The following is a 16,841-nucleotide window of genomic DNA, read 5'->3' on the forward strand; positions in this document are numbered from 1 at the left end:
AATTATAAAAAATTTAGGTGGAAAAATGGATTATAAAGATACCTTGCTTTTACCCAATACTACTTTTTCAATGCGTGCGAATTTAGCTGAATTTGAGCCTCAAAGATTTGAAAAGTGGTTTAAACAAAATTATGCCTATGAAAAAATGAAACAAAGCTGTAAAGATGTTTGTGCTACCTTTACTCTGCACGATGGCCCCCCTTATGCTAATGGTCATATACATATCGGTCATGCTTTGAATAAAATTTTAAAAGAAACTATCGTTAAGCTGCATTATTTTAATGGAGAAAGAATTCGTTTTACCCCAGGTTGGGATTGTCATGGTTTGCCTATAGAGCAACAAGTTGAAATTAAACTTGGTGAAAAGAAGAAAAGTCTAAGCAAAAAAGAGATCCGAGAATTTTGCAGAAAACATGCTGATGAGTTTGTAAATATCCAAAGAGAAGAATTTAAAAAACTTGGTATTATTGCAGATTGGGATAAGCCTTATCTTACAATGAAATTTGAATTTGAAGCAGCAATTTATAGGACTTTATGTGAGATTGCTAAGAAAGGGTTGCTTTGCGAGCGTTCCAAACCTGTTTTTTGGAGCTGGGCTGCAAAATCAGCTTTGGCAGAAGCTGAGGTAGAGTATGAAGATAAAGAGGACTATTCTATCTTTGTAGCTTTTGATTTGGATGAAAATGCTTGCAAAAAAATAGGAGTTTCAAAAGCTAGTGCGGTTATTTGGACTACTACGCCTTGGACTTTGGTGGCAAATCAAGCCATTGCTTTAAATCCTAATGAAAATTATGTGATTACCAAAGAGGGCTTTATTTTTGCAAGTGCTTTGCTTAAAAGTATGGTAGAAAAAGGCTTAACAAAAGGAGAGGTACAAAAAGAACTGAGTGCAAAAGAATTTGAAAGATTAGAAGCGATCAATCCTTTAAATTCTAGAAAATCCACTCTGATTATGGGTGATCATGTGTTGATGGATGGTGGAAGCGGGCTTGTCCATACTGCTCCAGGTCATGGAGAAGATGATTATTATGCTTGTTTGAAGTATAATATTGAAGTTTTAATGCCCGTAGATGATGCAGGATGTTATGATGAAACTTTAAGAACTAAAAAACTTTTGCCAGAAAATTTGTTAAATGAGTTTATAGGACTTCATATTTTTAAAGCCAATGAGAGAATTTTAGAGCTTTTAGGATCTCATTTACTCCATTCTTCCAAATTTATACATTCCTATCCGTTTTGCTGGAGAACTCACAAACCTGTTATTTATAGAGCAACCAAACAATGGTTTATTTTGATGGATGAAGCACTTTTGGAGGGTAAAACTTTAAGGGAATGTGCAAAAGAGCAAATTTTAAAAACAAAATTTTACCCACAAAGCGGAGTTAAAAGAATAGGAACTATGGTTGAAAATAGACCTGATTGGTGTATTTCAAGACAAAGAGATTGGGGAACGCCTATAGCTTTTTTTAGGGATAAAACTACTAAAGAAGTGATTTTTGACACTGAACTTTTTGATTTTGTGGCAAATATTTTTGAAAAACATGGAGCCGATGCGTGGTGGGAATTTGAAATCAAAGATTTAATCCCTAAAAATTCAAAATATAATCCAGAAAATTTAGAAAAAGTTTATGATATTTTAGATGTTTGGTTTGATAGTGGAAGCACTTGGAATGCGGTTTTAAACAGCGGAGTTTATGATGCTGGAGAAAAAAGAGCTAATATGTATTTAGAAGGAAGTGATCAGCATAGAGGTTGGTTTCAAAGTTCTTTACTTATTGGAACTGCTATTAAGCAAATCGCTCCTTATGAAAGTATTTTAACCCACGGATTTACTACGGATGAAAAGGGACAAAAAATGTCTAAATCCAAGGGTAATGTTATAGCGCCAGAATACGTAGCTAAAACCTATGGGGTTGAAATTTTAAGACTTTGGATACTTTTAAGCGATTATTCTAGTGATTTAAAAATTTCTGATAATATCTTAAAGCAAGTGAGTGAGCAATACCGCAAAATAAGAAACACTATAAGGTTTTTACTTGCAAACACTCATGATTTGGAAAATTTAGAGATTAAAGAATTTAGCTTTATAGATAAATGGATACTCACACGTGCAACTCGCGTTTTTAAAAATGTTAAAGAAAATTTCTTAGCCTATGAATTCGCTAAAGGTTTTAATACACTTTTAAATTTTTTAAGTGCGGATTTGAGTGGAATTTATCTTGATATTAGCAAGGATAGATTGTATTGTGATACTAAAAATAGTGATCGTAGAAAATCAGCTCAAGTGGCGATGGCTTTAATTACTAAAGAGCTTTTAAATTTACTTGCTCCAACTTTAACTTATAGCGTTGATGAGGCTTTAGAACACGCTAATGATTTAATTAAAGACAATATTACTGATGTTTTTGATCTTAGTTTGAAAGAAAAATTTGAATATGATTTTGGTATAGATGATAAATTTTTACTCAATGTGCGTGAGAAATTTTTTGAAAGCATTGATACACTCAAAAAAGATAAACTGATAAAATCAACTTTAGAATTGAATCTCATCACAGATTCTAAACGATTTGATTTTATACCAAAAGATGATTTAAATGATTGGTTTATAGTGAGTGGTGTTAAAGATAGTTTTGGTGAAATTTTATGTGAATTTGAAATTGAGGGTGAAAAATTTAAAATTGCTAAAGCCGTACTATGCAAATGTCCTAGATGTTGGAAGGTTGAAAGCTTGAAAGAAGACGAACCTTGTATGCGTTGTAGCGAGGTTTTGAAAAATGCTTGAAAATCCTATTTCAAATAGTATAGTGATTGTAACTATTTTTACAATCGCTTTTTTTTGTGGTGTATCAATTGTTTTGATTAAAAAATATGCAAAAAAATATAAGGAAAAAAAATGATAACTTTAAAAGAAGCTTTGAAATTGTCTCAAGAAGAAATTCAAAATTTAAAAAAAGAATTAAACGAAAGGGCTAAAAAAGAAAGTCACCTAGGAGCTTATATAGAACAATTTTTAGGTAAAGATCTAAGTCAAAGTTGCGAAGGGGTACCTGTTGCTATTAAAGATAATATCAGTGTAAAGGATTGGGAATTAACCTGTGCGAGTAAAATTTTACAAGGTTATATAGCACCTTATGATGCAAGTGCTATTGTGAATTTGAAAAAAAATGGTTTTGCTCCTTATGGGCGAACTAATATGGATGAATTTGCCATGGGAAGTTCAACGGCGACTTCTTGCTATGGAAAGACTTTAAATCCTTTTAATTTAAATAAAGTTCCAGGAGGATCAAGCGGAGGTAGTGCCGCAGTTGTCGCAAGTGGTTTGGCTTTAGCAAGTTTAGGCAGTGATACAGGTGGATCTGTGCGTCAACCTGCTGCTTTTTGCGGTTGCGTTGGGTTTAAGCCAAGTTATGGTAGAGTGAGTCGATACGGTTTAGCTTCTTATTCTTCAAGTCTTGATCAAATAGGTGTTTTGACACAAAATGTTGAAGACGCTGCGATTTTGTATGATGCTATCGCGGGATACGATAAAATGGATAGCACAAGTGCAAATATTGAATTTATAAAAACAGCACCTAAGTTAAACGCAAATAAAAAACTAAAAATTGCAGTGATTGAAAATTATATCAATGATGCAAGCGAAGAAGTTAAAAAAGCTCTTTTAAAAACCATAGATATGTTAAAATCACATGGACATGAAATTATTTATAGACAAATGCTTGATTGTAAATACGATATAGCCGCGTATTATATTATTGCTACGGCTGAAGCGAGTGCGAATTTAAGTCGTTATGATGGCGTGCGTTATGGAAGACGTTCTGAAAATATAGAAAATCTTAAAGATATGTATATTAATACCCGCAGTGAAGGTTTTGGAGAGGAAGTAAAAAGAAGAATTTTGCTTGGAACTTTTGTATTAAGTAGTGGGTATTATGATGCGTATTATATTAAAGCACAAAAAGCTCGAGCACTTATAAAGGCTAAGTATGAAGAAATTTTAAATGATTGTGATTTGATTTTTATGCCTGTAACTCCAACAACTGCTTTTGATTTTAATGCTAAAAAAAGTCCTATGGAAGTATATTTAGAAGATGTTTATACCATTTCCTTAAATTTAGCTGGTCTTGGAGGTATTAGTGTACCTGTAGGTAAGGATAAAGATGGACTTAATATTTCAGCTCAGCTTATTTGCAAGGCGTTTGAGGAACAAACCTTACTCGATGGTGCGTTAAGTCTTGAAAATATTATAAAGGAAGGAAAATAATGAATATAATCAAACGTGCTTTAACTTTTGAAGATGTACTTTTACGTCCTTGTTATTCTGAAATTTTGCCAAAACAGGTTAAAATTCATACTCAACTTACGAAAAATATCACTTTAAATATGCCTTTGATTTCTGCTGCAATGGATACGGTAACTGAACATAGAGCTGCTATTATGATGGCAAGACTTGGTGGGCTTGGAGTGATTCATAAAAATATGGATATTGCTTCTCAAGCAAGAGAAGTTAAAAGGGTAAAAAAAAGTGAAAGTGGCGTGATTATAGATCCTATTTTTATTAGTCCAAAATCAAGCGTAGCTCAAGCTTTAGAAATAATGGCAGAATATAGAATATCTGGTGTTCCAGTGGTTGATGAGTCAAGAAAATTAATTGGAATTTTAACCAATCGTGATTTAAGATTTGAGAGTGATTTTTCAAATTTAGTTGAAAATGTCATGACAAAAGCTCCTTTAATCACTGCTCCAAAAGGATGCACTTTAGATGATGCTGAAGAAATTTTTAGTAAAAATAAGGTAGAAAAATTACCTATTGTTGATAGCGAGGGTCATTTAGAAGGGTTGATTACCATAAAAGATCTTAAAAAACGTAAAGAATATCCGGATGCAAATAAAGATAGCTTTGGAAGACTTCGCGTTGGTGCTGCTATAGGTGTAGGGCAAATCAATCGAGTGGATGCTTTGGTAGAAGCCGGGGTTGATGTTGTCGTGCTTGATTCTGCACACGGGCATTCTAAGGGGATTATTGATACGATAAAAGCTGTAAAACAAAAGTATCCAAATTTAGATTTGATTGCGGGCAATATCGCTACTGCAGCAGCAGCGAAAGCTCTTTGTGAAGCGGGTGCGGATGCTGTAAAGGTGGGAATAGGACCAGGAAGTATTTGTACCACACGTATAGTTTCTGGCGTGGGTGTTCCTCAAATTTCTGCGATTGATGAGTGTGCTATAGAAGCTAAAAAATACGGAGTTCCAGTGATTGCTGATGGAGGGATTAAGTATTCAGGTGATATAGCCAAGGCTTTAGCGGCGGGTGCGAGTTCTGTTATGATAGGGTCGCTTTTAGCAGGAACCGATGAAAGTCCTGGAGAGCTTTTTACCTATCAAGGAAGACAATACAAGTCTTATCGTGGAATGGGGTCGCTTGGAGCTATGCAAAAAGGTAGTTCTGATCGTTATTTTCAACAAGGAACGGCTCAAGATAAATTAGTTCCCGAAGGCATAGAAGGACGTGTGCCTTATGTGGGTAGTATTAAAAGTGTGGTGCATCAACTTTTAGGAGGACTCCGTTCTTCTATGGGTTATGTGGGTGCTAAAGATATACAAGATTTTCAAGCTAGAGCTGAATTTGTGGAAATCACAAGTGCGGGTCTTAAAGAAAGCCATGTCCATGATGTAACTATAACTCATGAAGCACCAAATTATAAGGTTAATCAATGAGTTTTGAGGAAAAATTAAAAAAAGCTAATGAAGCTTTAGATAAACTTAATAGTGATGAATTGACTTTAAATGAAAGTATAAAAATTTATAAAACAGGTTTAGAAAATATCAAAAAAGCTAGAGAGGAATTAGAAAAAGCAAAATTAGAAGTGGAGAATATCGATGAGTAAAATTTCAGCCTTGCAATTTCCTACTTTAGCTTTAAGTGAATCAAGATTGGATTATTATTTAAAAGCTTCAAAAGATAGTGGAGCCGATCTTGTTGTCTTGGGTGAATATGTTATCAATAGTTTTTTTACCGAATTGCTTTTGATGCCAAAATCTATGATAAAAGAGCAAAGCGAGGCTAAAAAAGAAAGCTTAATGCGCCTTTCAAAAAAATATGAATTAGAAATCATAGCTCCATTTGTAAGTGTAGAAAATAAGGGTTATAAAAAACTTTGCTTAAAAGTTTCTCCAAATGGGATAAAAAGCTATGAACAGCAAATTCTTATGCCTTATACTCATTGGAATGAAAAAAGCTTTTTTAGTAATAAATGTGATAAATATAAACTTTTTACTTTTTCTTATGCAGGATTAAAATGTGCTTTACTTTTTGGTTTCGAGGCTCATTTTGATGGCTTTTGGAAAATGATCATGCAAAAAAAGATTGATTTGGTTATCATTCCTACAGCTTCGACTTTTGAAAGTCAAAAAAGATGGGAAGAGCTTTTAAAAACGAGAGCTTTTTTAAATTCAACCAATATTTTAAGGGTTAATCGCATAGGCAAGCTTAAAGAGGATTGGAATTTTTATGGCGATACCATGTTTATCGATGCTTTTGGAGAAATTCAAGAAAGGTTGGGTAATGAAGAGGAGATGTTGATCATAGAGCCTAAAAAGACCGATGAAGCAAAGAAGCTTTGGTGTTTTGAAAAAATGGCAAAAGGTTTCGAAGGATAATAAGCGCATAATTTAAAAATATTTATTTTTATATGTTTATAATATAATTTTTATACTTGAGGTTTTATATGAGAAAAGTTTTACTGCAAATTATCATTTTTAGTTTATTATTTATAGTCGTTTTTACCATCAATAGAGCTTTAATGCAGCTTAATTTTATCCCTGGTAATTTAGTAAGTGATAAAAATGAATTTATACAAATGTATCTTTTAGGAGCTTATCATGACATAAGATTTTTAAGTGTTGCATTTTTACCTCTTTTACTTTGTAGCTTTATAGCTTTGGTTTTTTCTAAAAAAAAACGAAATTTAACAATTGGGGGGGGGGTATTAAAGACTTACCGCATTGCCTCTAGTTTTTATATAGCTTTTATTTCCTTTATTTGTATAGGTTTTTCTTATGCAAAATATTATTATTACGAAATTTACAAAAGTAAATTTGATATTTTTATATTCGGTTTAAAAGATGATAATGCTCAAGCGATTTTAAATATTATCTACAACGATTATCCTATTTTAAAAATTCTTATTTTGATGTTTGTTTTTGGAATTTTTTGTGTTTTTATCAATTTAAAAATTTTAGGATTAAAACTGAAACCAATCAATTTAAAATTTTCTATGTTGATATTGTTAAATTTTATATTGATTGGAATTTATATTCTAGCTTTAAGAGGTCCTTTTAGACATGTAGCCATTAATGTACAAAATTATTCTTTTAGCCAATTGAGTGTTTTAAACGATACTATGCTAAATCCTATAATGGCTTTTTCTTGGGCGTTTAAACAATATCGCCAAGAAGAAAGTTTTAAAACAATCAGTTCTTTAAAAGCACAAGAACTTAAAAATAAACTTTTTGATGATTTGCATACAAGTCCTAAAAATATACAAGCTGAAAAAATTCATCCTAGTGTTTTTGTCAATTTAATGGAAAGCTTTGGGCTTAATTTGGCGGATTTTTCAAACGAGGAACATAATTTCTTAGGTGCTTTGCAACCGCATTTTGAAAAAGATTTTGTATTTAAAAGATTTTTAAGTGCTTATAATGGAACTATACCAAGCTTTGCTAATTTGTTCTTTTTAAGTCCCTTTCAATACATTTCTACAAGTAAATTTCAAAAAACTTATCTAGATTTAACCCCTATTGCTGTTTATAAAAAAGCAGGATATAGAGTTATTTTTGTAAGTGCTGGGAATGGTTCTTGGCAAAATGTTAAAAATTATTTGGGTGTTTTAGGTGTTGATGAAATTATTGATGAAAATGTTTTAATGAAAGAGTATAAACAAGCTAAAATAAGTGAAAATGGTTATGGGATAGCTGATAAATATTTATATAAAAAAGTTTATGAATTATTGCAAGAAAATCCGCATAATACCTTGATCATCGGCTTAACAATTTCCAATCATCCTCCTTATAAAATCGCACAAGAAGGCTTACCTAAGCTAGAAAATATCCCACAAGCTTTACTTGATTTACTTCCTTATGAGAAAAGTAAGCAAGAAAATATTATCAAAGCTTATACCTATGCAAATAATGAATTTGGTAAATTTTTAGATAAAGTCAAGCAAAGCTCATTTAAAGATAGTGTTATCATTGCAGCTACTGGAGATCACAGGGTTCGTGAAATGGGGATTGATTTAAATTCTCAAAAGGCTTTTGCTTATAGTGTGCCTTTTTATCTTTATGTGCCTAAGATTTTGCAAAATGATATTTATTATGATAAAAATCGTTTAGGATCTCATAAAGATATTTTTCCAACCCTTTATGCTTTAAGTCTTAGCAATGTTCATTATTTAAGTCTTGGTGGAAGAAATATGTTAGCAAAACCTAAAGATGAAAAATTAGAATTTGCTTTTAATGATGTAGTTTGGGCAGATAAAAATGGAGTTTATATAGGAGATAAGGGGTATTTTTTTGAAAACAATCATACTTTAAAAGATAACAATAAAGCTTTTAAACTTGACGAGTATCATAAAAATTTTGCTCAATTTTACAATGAGTTAAATTTTTATCAACTCGGACAACGTTTAGGTATAGCAAAATAGAATTTATATTTTCTTTTTAGTAAAGAAGTGTTAGAATTTAGCCTTTTAAAATAAAGGCTAAAAATATGCAAAAGATTCATTTTATCGGTATAGGTGGTATAGGAATTTCTGCACTAGCGAGATTTTTAAAGGAGAAGGGTTATGAGATCAGCGGGAGCGATCTTAAAGAAAGTAAGATCACTAAAGAGCTTGAAAAAGAAGGCGTTAATATAGCCATTCCTCATCATCAAGATAATGTTTTAAATAAAGACTTAGTCATTTATTCAGCGGCTATAAAAGAAGAAAATCCTGAATTTAAATACGCTAAAGAACTAGGCATTAAATGCCTTTCGAGAAAAGAAGCTTTACCGCTTATTTTACAAGATAAACGTGTTTTTGCCGTTGCTGGAGCACATGGAAAAAGCACAACTTCTAGTATTTTAGCATCCTTAATAAATGATAGTTCGGTTATTATCGGTGCTATTTTAAAAGAATTTGGTTCTAATATGATCTATAAAGAAAGCGAAGATCTGATTTTCGAAGCCGATGAAAGCGACAGCTCTTTTTTAAATTCCAATCCTTATTTGGCAATCGTTACCAATGCTGAAGCAGAACACTTGGATCACTATGGAAATGAACTTTCAAAACTACATAATGCATATACTCAGTTTTTAGATATAGCTAAAATTCGCGTGATCAATGCAGAAGATGATTTTTTAGATGATTACAAAAATGAAGCAACTCGATTTTATCCTAGTAAAGATATTAAAAATTGTATTATGAAAGTTGAAAATTTTAAACCTTTTACAAGTTTTGAGTTAAAAGATTTGGGAAAATTTAGCGTTTTTGGTATGGGCTATCATTTAGCTATTGATGCTTCTTTAGCGATTTTGGCGGCTTTAAATTTTATAGATGTAGAGACTATAAAAACTAGACTTAAAAACTACCAAGGAATTAAAAAAAGATTTGACATTTTACATGCGGATGAAAGTTTAGCTTTAATCGATGATTACGGCCATCATCCAACGGAAATCAAAGCGACTTTAAAAGCTGCTAAAGAGTATGCTAAACTTGGTGGTTATACTAAGATCACGGCTATTTTTGAGCCTCATCGTTATACGCGTTTGTTAGCAAATTTGCAAGATTTTGTCCATGCTTTTGATGGGGTGGATGAGCTTGTGATTTTACCGGTTTATGCCGCAGGGGAAGAAAAAGTCGAAATTGATCTAAAAAAATACTTCCCTAAGGCTTTATTTGTGGAAGATATCAAAAGAGAGGGTAAATTTTTAGTCAGTGATAAAGGAAGAGTTTTTGATAAAGGACTCATTATAGGATTTGGAGCGGGAGATATTAGCAATAAACTAAGGAAATTTAATGGGTAGAATTTTTTTCTATATCCTCGTTATTTTTATTTTAGCTTTGATTGTTTATTTTTTACGTGAAAAATTAGGAAATAAGACAAAACCTTTTTTTAGTTTTTTGCTTGTATGCTTCATCGCTTTAGCTGTGTTTTTTGAATTTAAAAATTCACAACAAAGCCGTTTAATAAATGATATCATTGTGGCTTTTGATCAAAATAAAAATATTTCATGTAAAGATATTAATGTTTCTAAGGCTTATTTTAATTATGAATTTGGCACCCAAAGTTTTATTTCAAAAGACAATAATGAAAGTTTGAAATCTTTGATTATAGATATTAAAGATTGCAGGTTAAACAATGAATGATTTAAAAGATGAGCTAGTTTCAAAACTCGATCTTAATAACTATTTAGCTGAAATAAGAGAACTTTTTTCAAGAGATAAAGATATATTTTTGCAAGGAGATTCTCATCTTCATTTTAAGCGAATCGGTGAGCTTTGCGAAGTAGAATTTCCTACTATGCCAGAAGTAACCAATCTAGATAAAGCTTTAACTCATTTAAGCAAGCAAGGAATTTTACATTTAGAAGAAATTTATGAATTGGTTAAAATTTTTCTTTACTTTGATAAAATAAAAAAGATAAATTTTGGATCAAATCTCAATGCTTGGCTTGAAAAAATTGAATTTCCGAATGGAATTTTAGAGCTTTGTGAAAAATTTGATGACAAGGGCGAGTTAAAAGAAAACCTAGATGAAAGACTGATAAATCTTAATACAGCTTTTAAAATGAAAAATGAAGCCATACAGACCGAATTTAAAAAGTACTGCTATAGCAAATCCTTAACCCCTTATCTTATGGATACTCAAATTCATCTTGTTAATAATTTAGAATCTTTACTCGTTAGAGGCGGGTTTAATCACGCTATAAAAGCAAAGATTATAGGAAGAAGCACCGGAGGAGGCTTTTATATCATTCCTGAAGGTGTTGAAAAATTGCAAAATGATTTAGAAAAATTGCAAAATCAAAAAGAAGAAATTTATTATGAATATGCTAAAAATTTTTCCATTTTTTTAGCCAAAAATTTATTGTTTTTAAAATTTATCAACAACGCTTTTGATTTGTTCGATCATTATAGTGCTAGAGTTTTGACGGCTAAAAAGAAGGATTATGAATTTGTTTTATGTGAAAATTCAGACACGATTGTTTTAAAAGATTTTGCCCATCCGGCTTTAAAAAATCCTAAAAGCGTTTCGCTTGAATTTAAAAAGCAAGTTTTGATTATCACTGGGGTAAATGCTGGTGGAAAATCGATGCTTTTAAAAAGCATTTTAAGTGCTTGTTTTTTAGCCAAACATCTTTTGCCGATGCACATTAATGCAAATGAAAGCAAAATAGGAACTTTTAAGGAATTTGATACCATTATCGAAGATCCGCAAAATGTGAAAAATGATATTTCTACCTTTGCTGGAAGAATGCTTCATTTTTCCAAACTCTTTACAAAGAAAAATTTACTTTTAGGTATAGATGAAATAGAGCTTGGGACAGATTTTGAAGAAGCGGCTTGCTTGTATAGCACTTTGATCTCTCATTTGATTTGCAATAAACTAAAAATCATCATCACTACACACCACAAACGCCTTGCTATGCTTTTAGCTGAAAATGAACAAGTTGAATTGATAGCGGCTTTATATGATGAGGAATTTTCAAGACCAAAATACGAGTTTTTAAAAGGCACCATAGGAAAATCTTATGCTTTTGAAACGGCTTTGCGTTATCAAATTCCGCCAAATTTAGTTAAAAAAGCCAAAGAGCTTTATGGGGAAGATAAGCAAAATTTAGAAGAAATGGTGAGTAAAAATATCAATCTTGAGCTTGATTTAAAGCTAAAATTAAATGAAGTGGATAAAAAAGAACAAAAGATTGATGAAATTTTACTTTCTTTAAAAGATCAAAAAGAAAAAAATGAAAGCGAATTGCGTCAAAAACTAAGGGACTTAGAGCTTAAATTTTATCAAGCCATAGAAGAAGCTAAAAAAACTATACGCTTAAAAGACACTAAAGAAAAACAAAGAAGTTTAAACAAAGCTAATGAGCTTAAGAAAAATATCGTTTTGCCAAGTATGGATCAAAATGAAGAGTTAAGGGTTGGGGATTTTGTAAAATATGAAAAGATCAAAGGAAAAATCGTAGGAATTTCTAAAAATGATGCTTTAGTGGAAAGTGAAGGGATAAAACTTCGTGTGCCTTTAAAACTCCTTAAAAAAAGCGGTGCTATCCCTAAACCTAGTCCAAAAACAAGTATAAATATCACAAAGCCTAGTAATTTGGGCGTGAGTTTGGATTTGCACGGGCTTAGAAGTGATGAAGCGATTTCAAGGCTTGATAAATTCATTTCAGATGCTTTGATAGCGGGTTTTGATGAGGTGATCGTTTATCATGGTATAGGTACAGGAAAACTCGCTTTTGCGGTAAGAGAGTTTTTAAAAACACACAAAAGCGTAAAAAGCTTTAGTGATGCTCCGATCAATCAAGGCGGCTTTGGTGCTAAGGTAGTGAGATTATAAAAATTAGAAAAAATCTTGCAAAAATATTTATTTTCTTAAAGTATTTTGTGCTAGACTTTGAAAAATTCAAGGTTTAGTGATGAAAAATATAATGATATTAAGCGGAGCAGGCTTATCTGCTCCAAGCAGACTTAAAACTTTTAGGGATAATGACGGACTTTGGGAAGAATACGATGTGATGGAGGTTTGCTCCGCAACAGCTTTTAGAAAAAATCCTAAAAAAGTGCTTGATTTTTACGATGAAAGAAGAGAACAACTTAAAAATGTAGAGCCAAATCACGCCCATAAAAAAATAGCAGAACTTAAGCAAAAATGGGGTAAAAATCTTTTTGTGATTACGCAAAATGTCGATGATTTGCTTGAGCGTGCAGCGTGTAAAGATGTGATCCATTTGCACGGCTTTTTACCTGAACTTCGTTGCCTAAAATGCGGTGAAATTTTTAGCATCGGCTATGAGAAAATGGCGGGTAAAATTTGCCCTAAATGCAAAAGTGAAAATTTAAGACATAATATAGTAATGTTTGAAGAGGCGGCACCTATGTATGCCACTCTTTATTCTTTGCTTGAGCAAACCTCGCTTTTTATCAGCATAGGCACAAGCGGAGCGGTTTTGCCTGTTGGATACTATGCTAGTATGTGTGAAAAAAGTATTTTAAATATTTACGATAAAGATGATGATTTGGAAAAATATTTTGATAAAATTTATATTGAAGATGTTGTAAGTGTGATTGATAAAATTGCACTAGATATTGAAGAATTTATGGAGAGTTGATGTTTGATTCTTTATTAAATGGCCTAGCTTTGGGTTTTGGAGTAAGTGTTCCTTTTGGTCCAGTAAATATTTTAGTTTTAACTTATGCGTTAAAATCTTTTAAAAATTCATTAGCGGTTGGTTTTGGTGCTTTTAGTGTCGATATGCTTTATCTTTTTTTATTACAATTTGGGCTTTTAAGCTTTTTAAATAATGATATTTTTAAATACATTTTGGCGATTTTTGGTTTTTGTTTTTTAAGCTATATGGCTTTTTTGATGGTTAGAAAAAAAAGTGAGGCTTTAGATGTGCAAAATCAAGAATTTAAAGAAAGTCTTTTAAAAAGTTATATTAAAGGATGTTTTTTAAATGGATCTAATCCTTTTGTTATAGGATTTTGGTTGAGTGCAGCGGGTATGATCGTTGGCGATATACATCCTTATTTTATGACCTTAGGACTTGTTGTTTCGATTATCTCTTGGGTTTTTGCTTTATCTTTTTTTGTTGCAAAATATAAGCATTTTTTTAATGCAAAAGTTGTTAAGATTGTCAATATAGTTTCAGCTTTAATTATAGAATATTTTGCTATTAGTTTATTATATAGAACTTTTATAGGATAAAAAATGAATGCTAAAGAACTTTTAATCGAACTTTTAAAATTTAAATCCATCACACCAAAAGATGATGGAATTTTAAATTTTATCGCCTTAGAACTTAGCGATTTTGAAGCTTTTTTTGTGGAAAAAGAGGGTGTGAAAAATTTATTACTGACAAAAAAATTTCAAGATGAAGGCGATCATTTAGCATTTTGTGGCCACATAGATGTTGTTCCTGCGGGTGAGGGTTGGCAAAGCGATCCTTTTAAGCCTGTAGAAAAAGATGGGTTTATTTACGCAAGAGGCGCACAAGATATGAAAAGTGGTGTGGCGGCTTTTATTGATGCGGTTAAAAATGCAAATTTTAAAGGTTCTAGGCTTTCTTTAATGCTAACAAGTGATGAGGAAGGAGAGGCAAAATACGGAACTTTAGAGCTTCTTAAATTCATGCAAGAAGAAAATATCTTGCCTGATTTTGCCTTAGTGGGTGAGCCAACTTGTGAAAAATATTTAGGAGATAGTATCAAAATAGGACGCAGAGGTTCAATCAATGGTAAAATTCTCATACGCGGAAAGCAAGGACATGTAGCTTACCCTGAAAAATGTATCAATCCTATCCATGATTTTTCTCATGCTTTGAAATTTTTAGCGGGTTTTGATCTTGATCCTGGTAGTGCAGATTTTACTCCTTCTAAGATAGTCATTACTGATATTAGGGGAGGACTTGAAGTGTGCAATGTAACTCCAAATGATCTAAAATTGATGTTTAATGTTAGAAATTCTCCAGATACGACTTTAGATGATGCGAAAAATTATATCGATAAAATTTGCCATGGTTTAAATTATGAATTAGAAATCAAACAAAGTTCAAAACCTTTTTTAACTCATCATGATAATAAAGTGGTGCAAAAATTAAACGAAAGTATCCAAAAGATCACGCAACGCGTTCCAAGTTTCAATACCAAAGGCGGCACAAGTGATGCAAGATTTTTAGCAGAATTTGGTATAAGTGTATGCGAATTTGGAGTATGCAACGATAGAATTCACGCTATTGATGAAAGAGTAAGTGTGGAAGATCTTGAAAAACTTTGTGAAATTTATAAAGATTTTATAGAAAATTTTTAGAGGTTAGTAATGATTATCAATGGTGAAAAGCTTGATTTAAAAGAATTAAGATTGATGGATTTTTTAAAAGAAAAGGGTTATAAAACCGAACTCATCGCTTTAGAATTAAACGGAGAAATTATCCCAAAGGATCGTTTTGAAAATTTGATTTTAAAAGAAAATGATAAGGCTGAAATTGTAAGTTTTGTAGGGGGTGGCTGATGAAAATAAAATTCAATGGTAAAGAGCTTGAAACCTCTTTTAAAAGCACTTTGGAATTTTTTCAAAGCGTGAGTGAAAATGAAAATGATGTTTGGATAGTCAATGGCTTTGCGACAAAAGAAGATCTAAATTTAAATGAAAATGATGAGCTTTTTTGCATACAAAAAAATACTTTGCCTCCAAAAGATGCACTTGATGCGATGATGAGAGCAAGACACACCCCAAAACTTCACGATAAATTAAAAAATTCAAGCGTTGCAGTGTGTGGCTTAGGTGGCCTTGGCTCTCACATAGCCATCATGTTAGCAAGAAGTGGAATAGGGGCTTTAAAACTCATCGATTTTGATGTGGTAGAGCCTAGCAATCTTAACCGCCAAGCTTATCGTGTGTGTGATTTGGGCAAATTTAAAACCGAAGCTTTAAAAGAGCAAATCAAAGAAATCAATCCTTACACACAAGTTGAAATCGAAACTTTAAAGATAGATGAGCAAAATTTAGCCCATTTATTTAAGGGTGTAAATATCGTTTGTGAAGCCTTTGATACGCCTTTAGCAAAAGCTATGATCGCGCAAAATTTTCATAAATTTTATCCTGATATAACTTTAATCTGTGCTTCAGGACTTGCAGGTTATGGCGATAGCAATAGCATACAAACGAGAAAAATTGCAAAAAATTTCTATGTTTGTGGGGATTTGGTGAATGCAGCACAAGTTGGAAATGGACTGATGGCACCACGGGTTAATATTTGTGCGGGACATCAAGCTAATTTGGTTTTAGAACTTTTAGCTAGCAAGGAGTAAAAATGGATGATAAATTAAAAATTGGAAAATATGAATTTAACTCACGTTTTATTTTAGGATCGGGTAAATTTTCACTTGAGTTGATCAAATCAGCCATCGAAGAAGCAGGAGCACAGATCATCACTCTAGCTTTACGCCGTGCTTATACGGGAGAGGTTGAAAATATCTTAGATTATATTCCAAAAAATATTACTCTTTTACCTAACACTTCAGGAGCAAGAAATGCTCAAGAAGCTTTACGCATAGCAAGGCTTTCAAGGGAGTTAGGATGCGGAGAGCTTATAAAGATCGAGGTGATCAGTGATAGTAAATATTTATTGCCGGATAATTACGAAACGATCAAAGCTTGCGAGCTTTTAGCAAAAGATGGTTTTACGCCTTTGCCTTATATGTATGCTGATCTTTATGCAGCTAGAGCGATGAGAGATGCTGGAGCGGCGGCTATTATGCCTTTAGCTGCACCCATAGGAAGTAACAAAGGCCTGTGTGCTAAAGAATTCATACAAATTTTACTTAATGAAATCGATCTTCCTATTATCGTAGATGCGGGCATTGGCAGTCCATCTCAAGCTTGTGAGGCAATGCAAATGGGAGTGAGTGCTGTTATGGCAAATACAGCTATAGCTGAAGCAAAAAATATCGCTTTAATGGCTAAAGCTTTTTCTTTGGCAATAAAAGCGGGAAGAGAGGGTTATTTGGCCGGTTTAGCAAGTGTGAGTGAGGCTAAGGCAAGTTCTCCTTTAACAGGATTTTTAAGGGATTGAT

15 protein-coding genes are annotated in these 16,841 nt (G+C 32.3%); all 15 read left to right on the forward strand.

From position 1 onward, the window contains the following. Window positions 1–25 precede the first annotated feature (25 nt). Entirely contained in the window at window positions 26–2,782 is a 2,757-nt protein-coding gene (gene ileS / locus CQA76_RS00385) for an isoleucine--tRNA ligase (protein ID WP_137621478.1), read from the forward strand. Between the two features lie 111 nt (window positions 2,783–2,893). Continuing rightward, window positions 2,894–4,261 carry an Asp-tRNA(Asn)/Glu-tRNA(Gln) amidotransferase subunit GatA gene (gene gatA / locus CQA76_RS00390; protein ID WP_137621479.1) on the forward strand — a complete coding sequence of 456 codons (1,368 nt, stop codon included), beginning with the start codon at window positions 2,894–2,896 and terminating at the stop codon, window positions 4,259–4,261. Further along, the gene (gene guaB, locus CQA76_RS00395) at window positions 4,261–5,715 is read left to right on the forward strand and encodes an IMP dehydrogenase (protein WP_137621480.1); all 1,455 of its coding nucleotides are present in this window, start codon (window positions 4,261–4,263) and stop codon (window positions 5,713–5,715) included. The genes gatA and guaB overlap by 1 nt, the downstream gene beginning before the upstream one ends. After that, window positions 5,712–5,885 (forward strand): exodeoxyribonuclease VII small subunit, encoded by a 174-nt coding sequence (gene xseB / locus CQA76_RS00400; RefSeq protein ID WP_137621481.1) that lies wholly within the window; start codon window positions 5,712–5,714, stop codon window positions 5,883–5,885. The genes guaB and xseB overlap by 4 nt, the downstream gene beginning before the upstream one ends. Next, window positions 5,878–6,657, forward strand: coding sequence for a carbon-nitrogen hydrolase family protein (locus CQA76_RS00405; RefSeq protein ID WP_137621482.1), 780 nt, complete (start codon window positions 5,878–5,880; stop codon window positions 6,655–6,657). The genes xseB and CQA76_RS00405 overlap by 8 nt, the downstream gene beginning before the upstream one ends. A 68-nt stretch (window positions 6,658–6,725) precedes the next feature. Beyond that, entirely contained in the window at window positions 6,726–8,699 is a 1,974-nt protein-coding gene (locus CQA76_RS00410; RefSeq protein WP_137621483.1) for an LTA synthase family protein, read from the forward strand. A 65-nt stretch (window positions 8,700–8,764) separates the two neighbouring features. Continuing rightward, window positions 8,765–10,060: a UDP-N-acetylmuramate--L-alanine ligase gene (gene murC, locus CQA76_RS00415; RefSeq protein WP_137621484.1), complete on the forward strand. Its 1,296-nt coding sequence runs from the start codon at window positions 8,765–8,767 to the stop codon at window positions 10,058–10,060. Further along, complete coding sequence (locus CQA76_RS00420; protein WP_137621485.1) at window positions 10,053–10,403, forward strand: hypothetical protein; 351 nt, start codon at window positions 10,053–10,055, stop codon at window positions 10,401–10,403. The genes murC and CQA76_RS00420 overlap by 8 nt, the downstream gene beginning before the upstream one ends. Next, a complete protein-coding gene (locus CQA76_RS00425) occupies window positions 10,396–12,603 on the forward strand; it encodes an endonuclease MutS2 (RefSeq protein ID WP_137621486.1) in 2,208 nt (735 codons plus the stop codon). The genes CQA76_RS00420 and CQA76_RS00425 overlap by 8 nt, the downstream gene beginning before the upstream one ends. 79 nt (window positions 12,604–12,682) lie before the next feature. Next, a complete protein-coding gene (locus CQA76_RS00430) occupies window positions 12,683–13,375 on the forward strand; it encodes an SIR2 family NAD-dependent protein deacylase (RefSeq protein WP_137621487.1) in 693 nt (230 codons plus the stop codon). Continuing rightward, the gene (locus CQA76_RS00435) at window positions 13,375–13,974 is read left to right on the forward strand and encodes a LysE family transporter (protein ID WP_137621488.1); all 600 of its coding nucleotides are present in this window, start codon (window positions 13,375–13,377) and stop codon (window positions 13,972–13,974) included. Before CQA76_RS00430 ends, CQA76_RS00435 begins: the two co-directional genes overlap by 1 nt. Window positions 13,975–13,977: 3 nt before the next feature. After that, window positions 13,978–15,075 (forward strand): succinyl-diaminopimelate desuccinylase, encoded by a 1,098-nt coding sequence (dapE, locus tag CQA76_RS00440; RefSeq protein ID WP_137621489.1) that lies wholly within the window; start codon window positions 13,978–13,980, stop codon window positions 15,073–15,075. A gap of 9 nt (window positions 15,076–15,084) precedes the next feature. Further along, window positions 15,085–15,276, forward strand: coding sequence for a sulfur carrier protein ThiS (gene thiS, locus CQA76_RS00445; RefSeq protein ID WP_137621490.1), 192 nt, complete (start codon window positions 15,085–15,087; stop codon window positions 15,274–15,276). Next, window positions 15,273–16,076: a thiamine biosynthesis protein ThiF gene (gene thiF, locus CQA76_RS00450; protein ID WP_137621491.1), complete on the forward strand. Its 804-nt coding sequence runs from the start codon at window positions 15,273–15,275 to the stop codon at window positions 16,074–16,076. The genes thiS and thiF overlap by 4 nt, the downstream gene beginning before the upstream one ends. A gap of 2 nt (window positions 16,077–16,078) precedes the next feature. Further along, window positions 16,079–16,840 (forward strand): thiazole synthase, encoded by a 762-nt coding sequence (locus CQA76_RS00455; RefSeq protein ID WP_137621492.1) that lies wholly within the window; start codon window positions 16,079–16,081, stop codon window positions 16,838–16,840. Window position 16,841: the final 1 nt, after the last annotated feature.

Source organism: Campylobacter aviculae, assembly GCF_005406215.1.
GTDB classification, from domain to species: Bacteria; Campylobacterota; Campylobacteria; order Campylobacterales; family Campylobacteraceae; genus Campylobacter_D; species Campylobacter_D aviculae.

Bases quoted from the DNA above. Each gene is read 5' to 3' on its own strand.
- CQA76_RS00435 (WP_137621488.1), top strand. From the start codon at position 13,375: ATGTTTGATTCTTTATTAAATGGCCTAGCTTTGGGTTTTGGAGTAAGT.
- CQA76_RS00410 (WP_137621483.1), top strand. From the start codon at position 6,726: ATGAGAAAAGTTTTACTGCAAATTATCATTTTTAGTTTATTATTTATA.
- CQA76_RS00425 (WP_137621486.1), top strand. From the start codon at position 10,396: ATGAATGATTTAAAAGATGAGCTAGTTTCAAAACTCGATCTTAATAAC.
- CQA76_RS00420 (WP_137621485.1), top strand. From the start codon at position 10,053: ATGGGTAGAATTTTTTTCTATATCCTCGTTATTTTTATTTTAGCTTTG.
- gatA (WP_137621479.1), top strand. From the start codon at position 2,894: ATGATAACTTTAAAAGAAGCTTTGAAATTGTCTCAAGAAGAAATTCAA.
- thiS (WP_137621490.1), top strand. From the start codon at position 15,085: ATGATTATCAATGGTGAAAAGCTTGATTTAAAAGAATTAAGATTGATG.
- dapE (WP_137621489.1), top strand. From the start codon at position 13,978: ATGAATGCTAAAGAACTTTTAATCGAACTTTTAAAATTTAAATCCATC.
- CQA76_RS00405 (WP_137621482.1), top strand. From the start codon at position 5,878: ATGAGTAAAATTTCAGCCTTGCAATTTCCTACTTTAGCTTTAAGTGAA.
- xseB (WP_137621481.1), top strand. From the start codon at position 5,712: ATGAGTTTTGAGGAAAAATTAAAAAAAGCTAATGAAGCTTTAGATAAA.
- ileS (WP_137621478.1), top strand. From the start codon at position 26: ATGGATTATAAAGATACCTTGCTTTTACCCAATACTACTTTTTCAATG.
- murC (WP_137621484.1), top strand. From the start codon at position 8,765: ATGCAAAAGATTCATTTTATCGGTATAGGTGGTATAGGAATTTCTGCA.
- guaB (WP_137621480.1), top strand. From the start codon at position 4,261: ATGAATATAATCAAACGTGCTTTAACTTTTGAAGATGTACTTTTACGT.
- CQA76_RS00455 (WP_137621492.1), top strand. From the start codon at position 16,079: ATGGATGATAAATTAAAAATTGGAAAATATGAATTTAACTCACGTTTT.
- CQA76_RS00430 (WP_137621487.1), top strand. From the start codon at position 12,683: ATGAAAAATATAATGATATTAAGCGGAGCAGGCTTATCTGCTCCAAGC.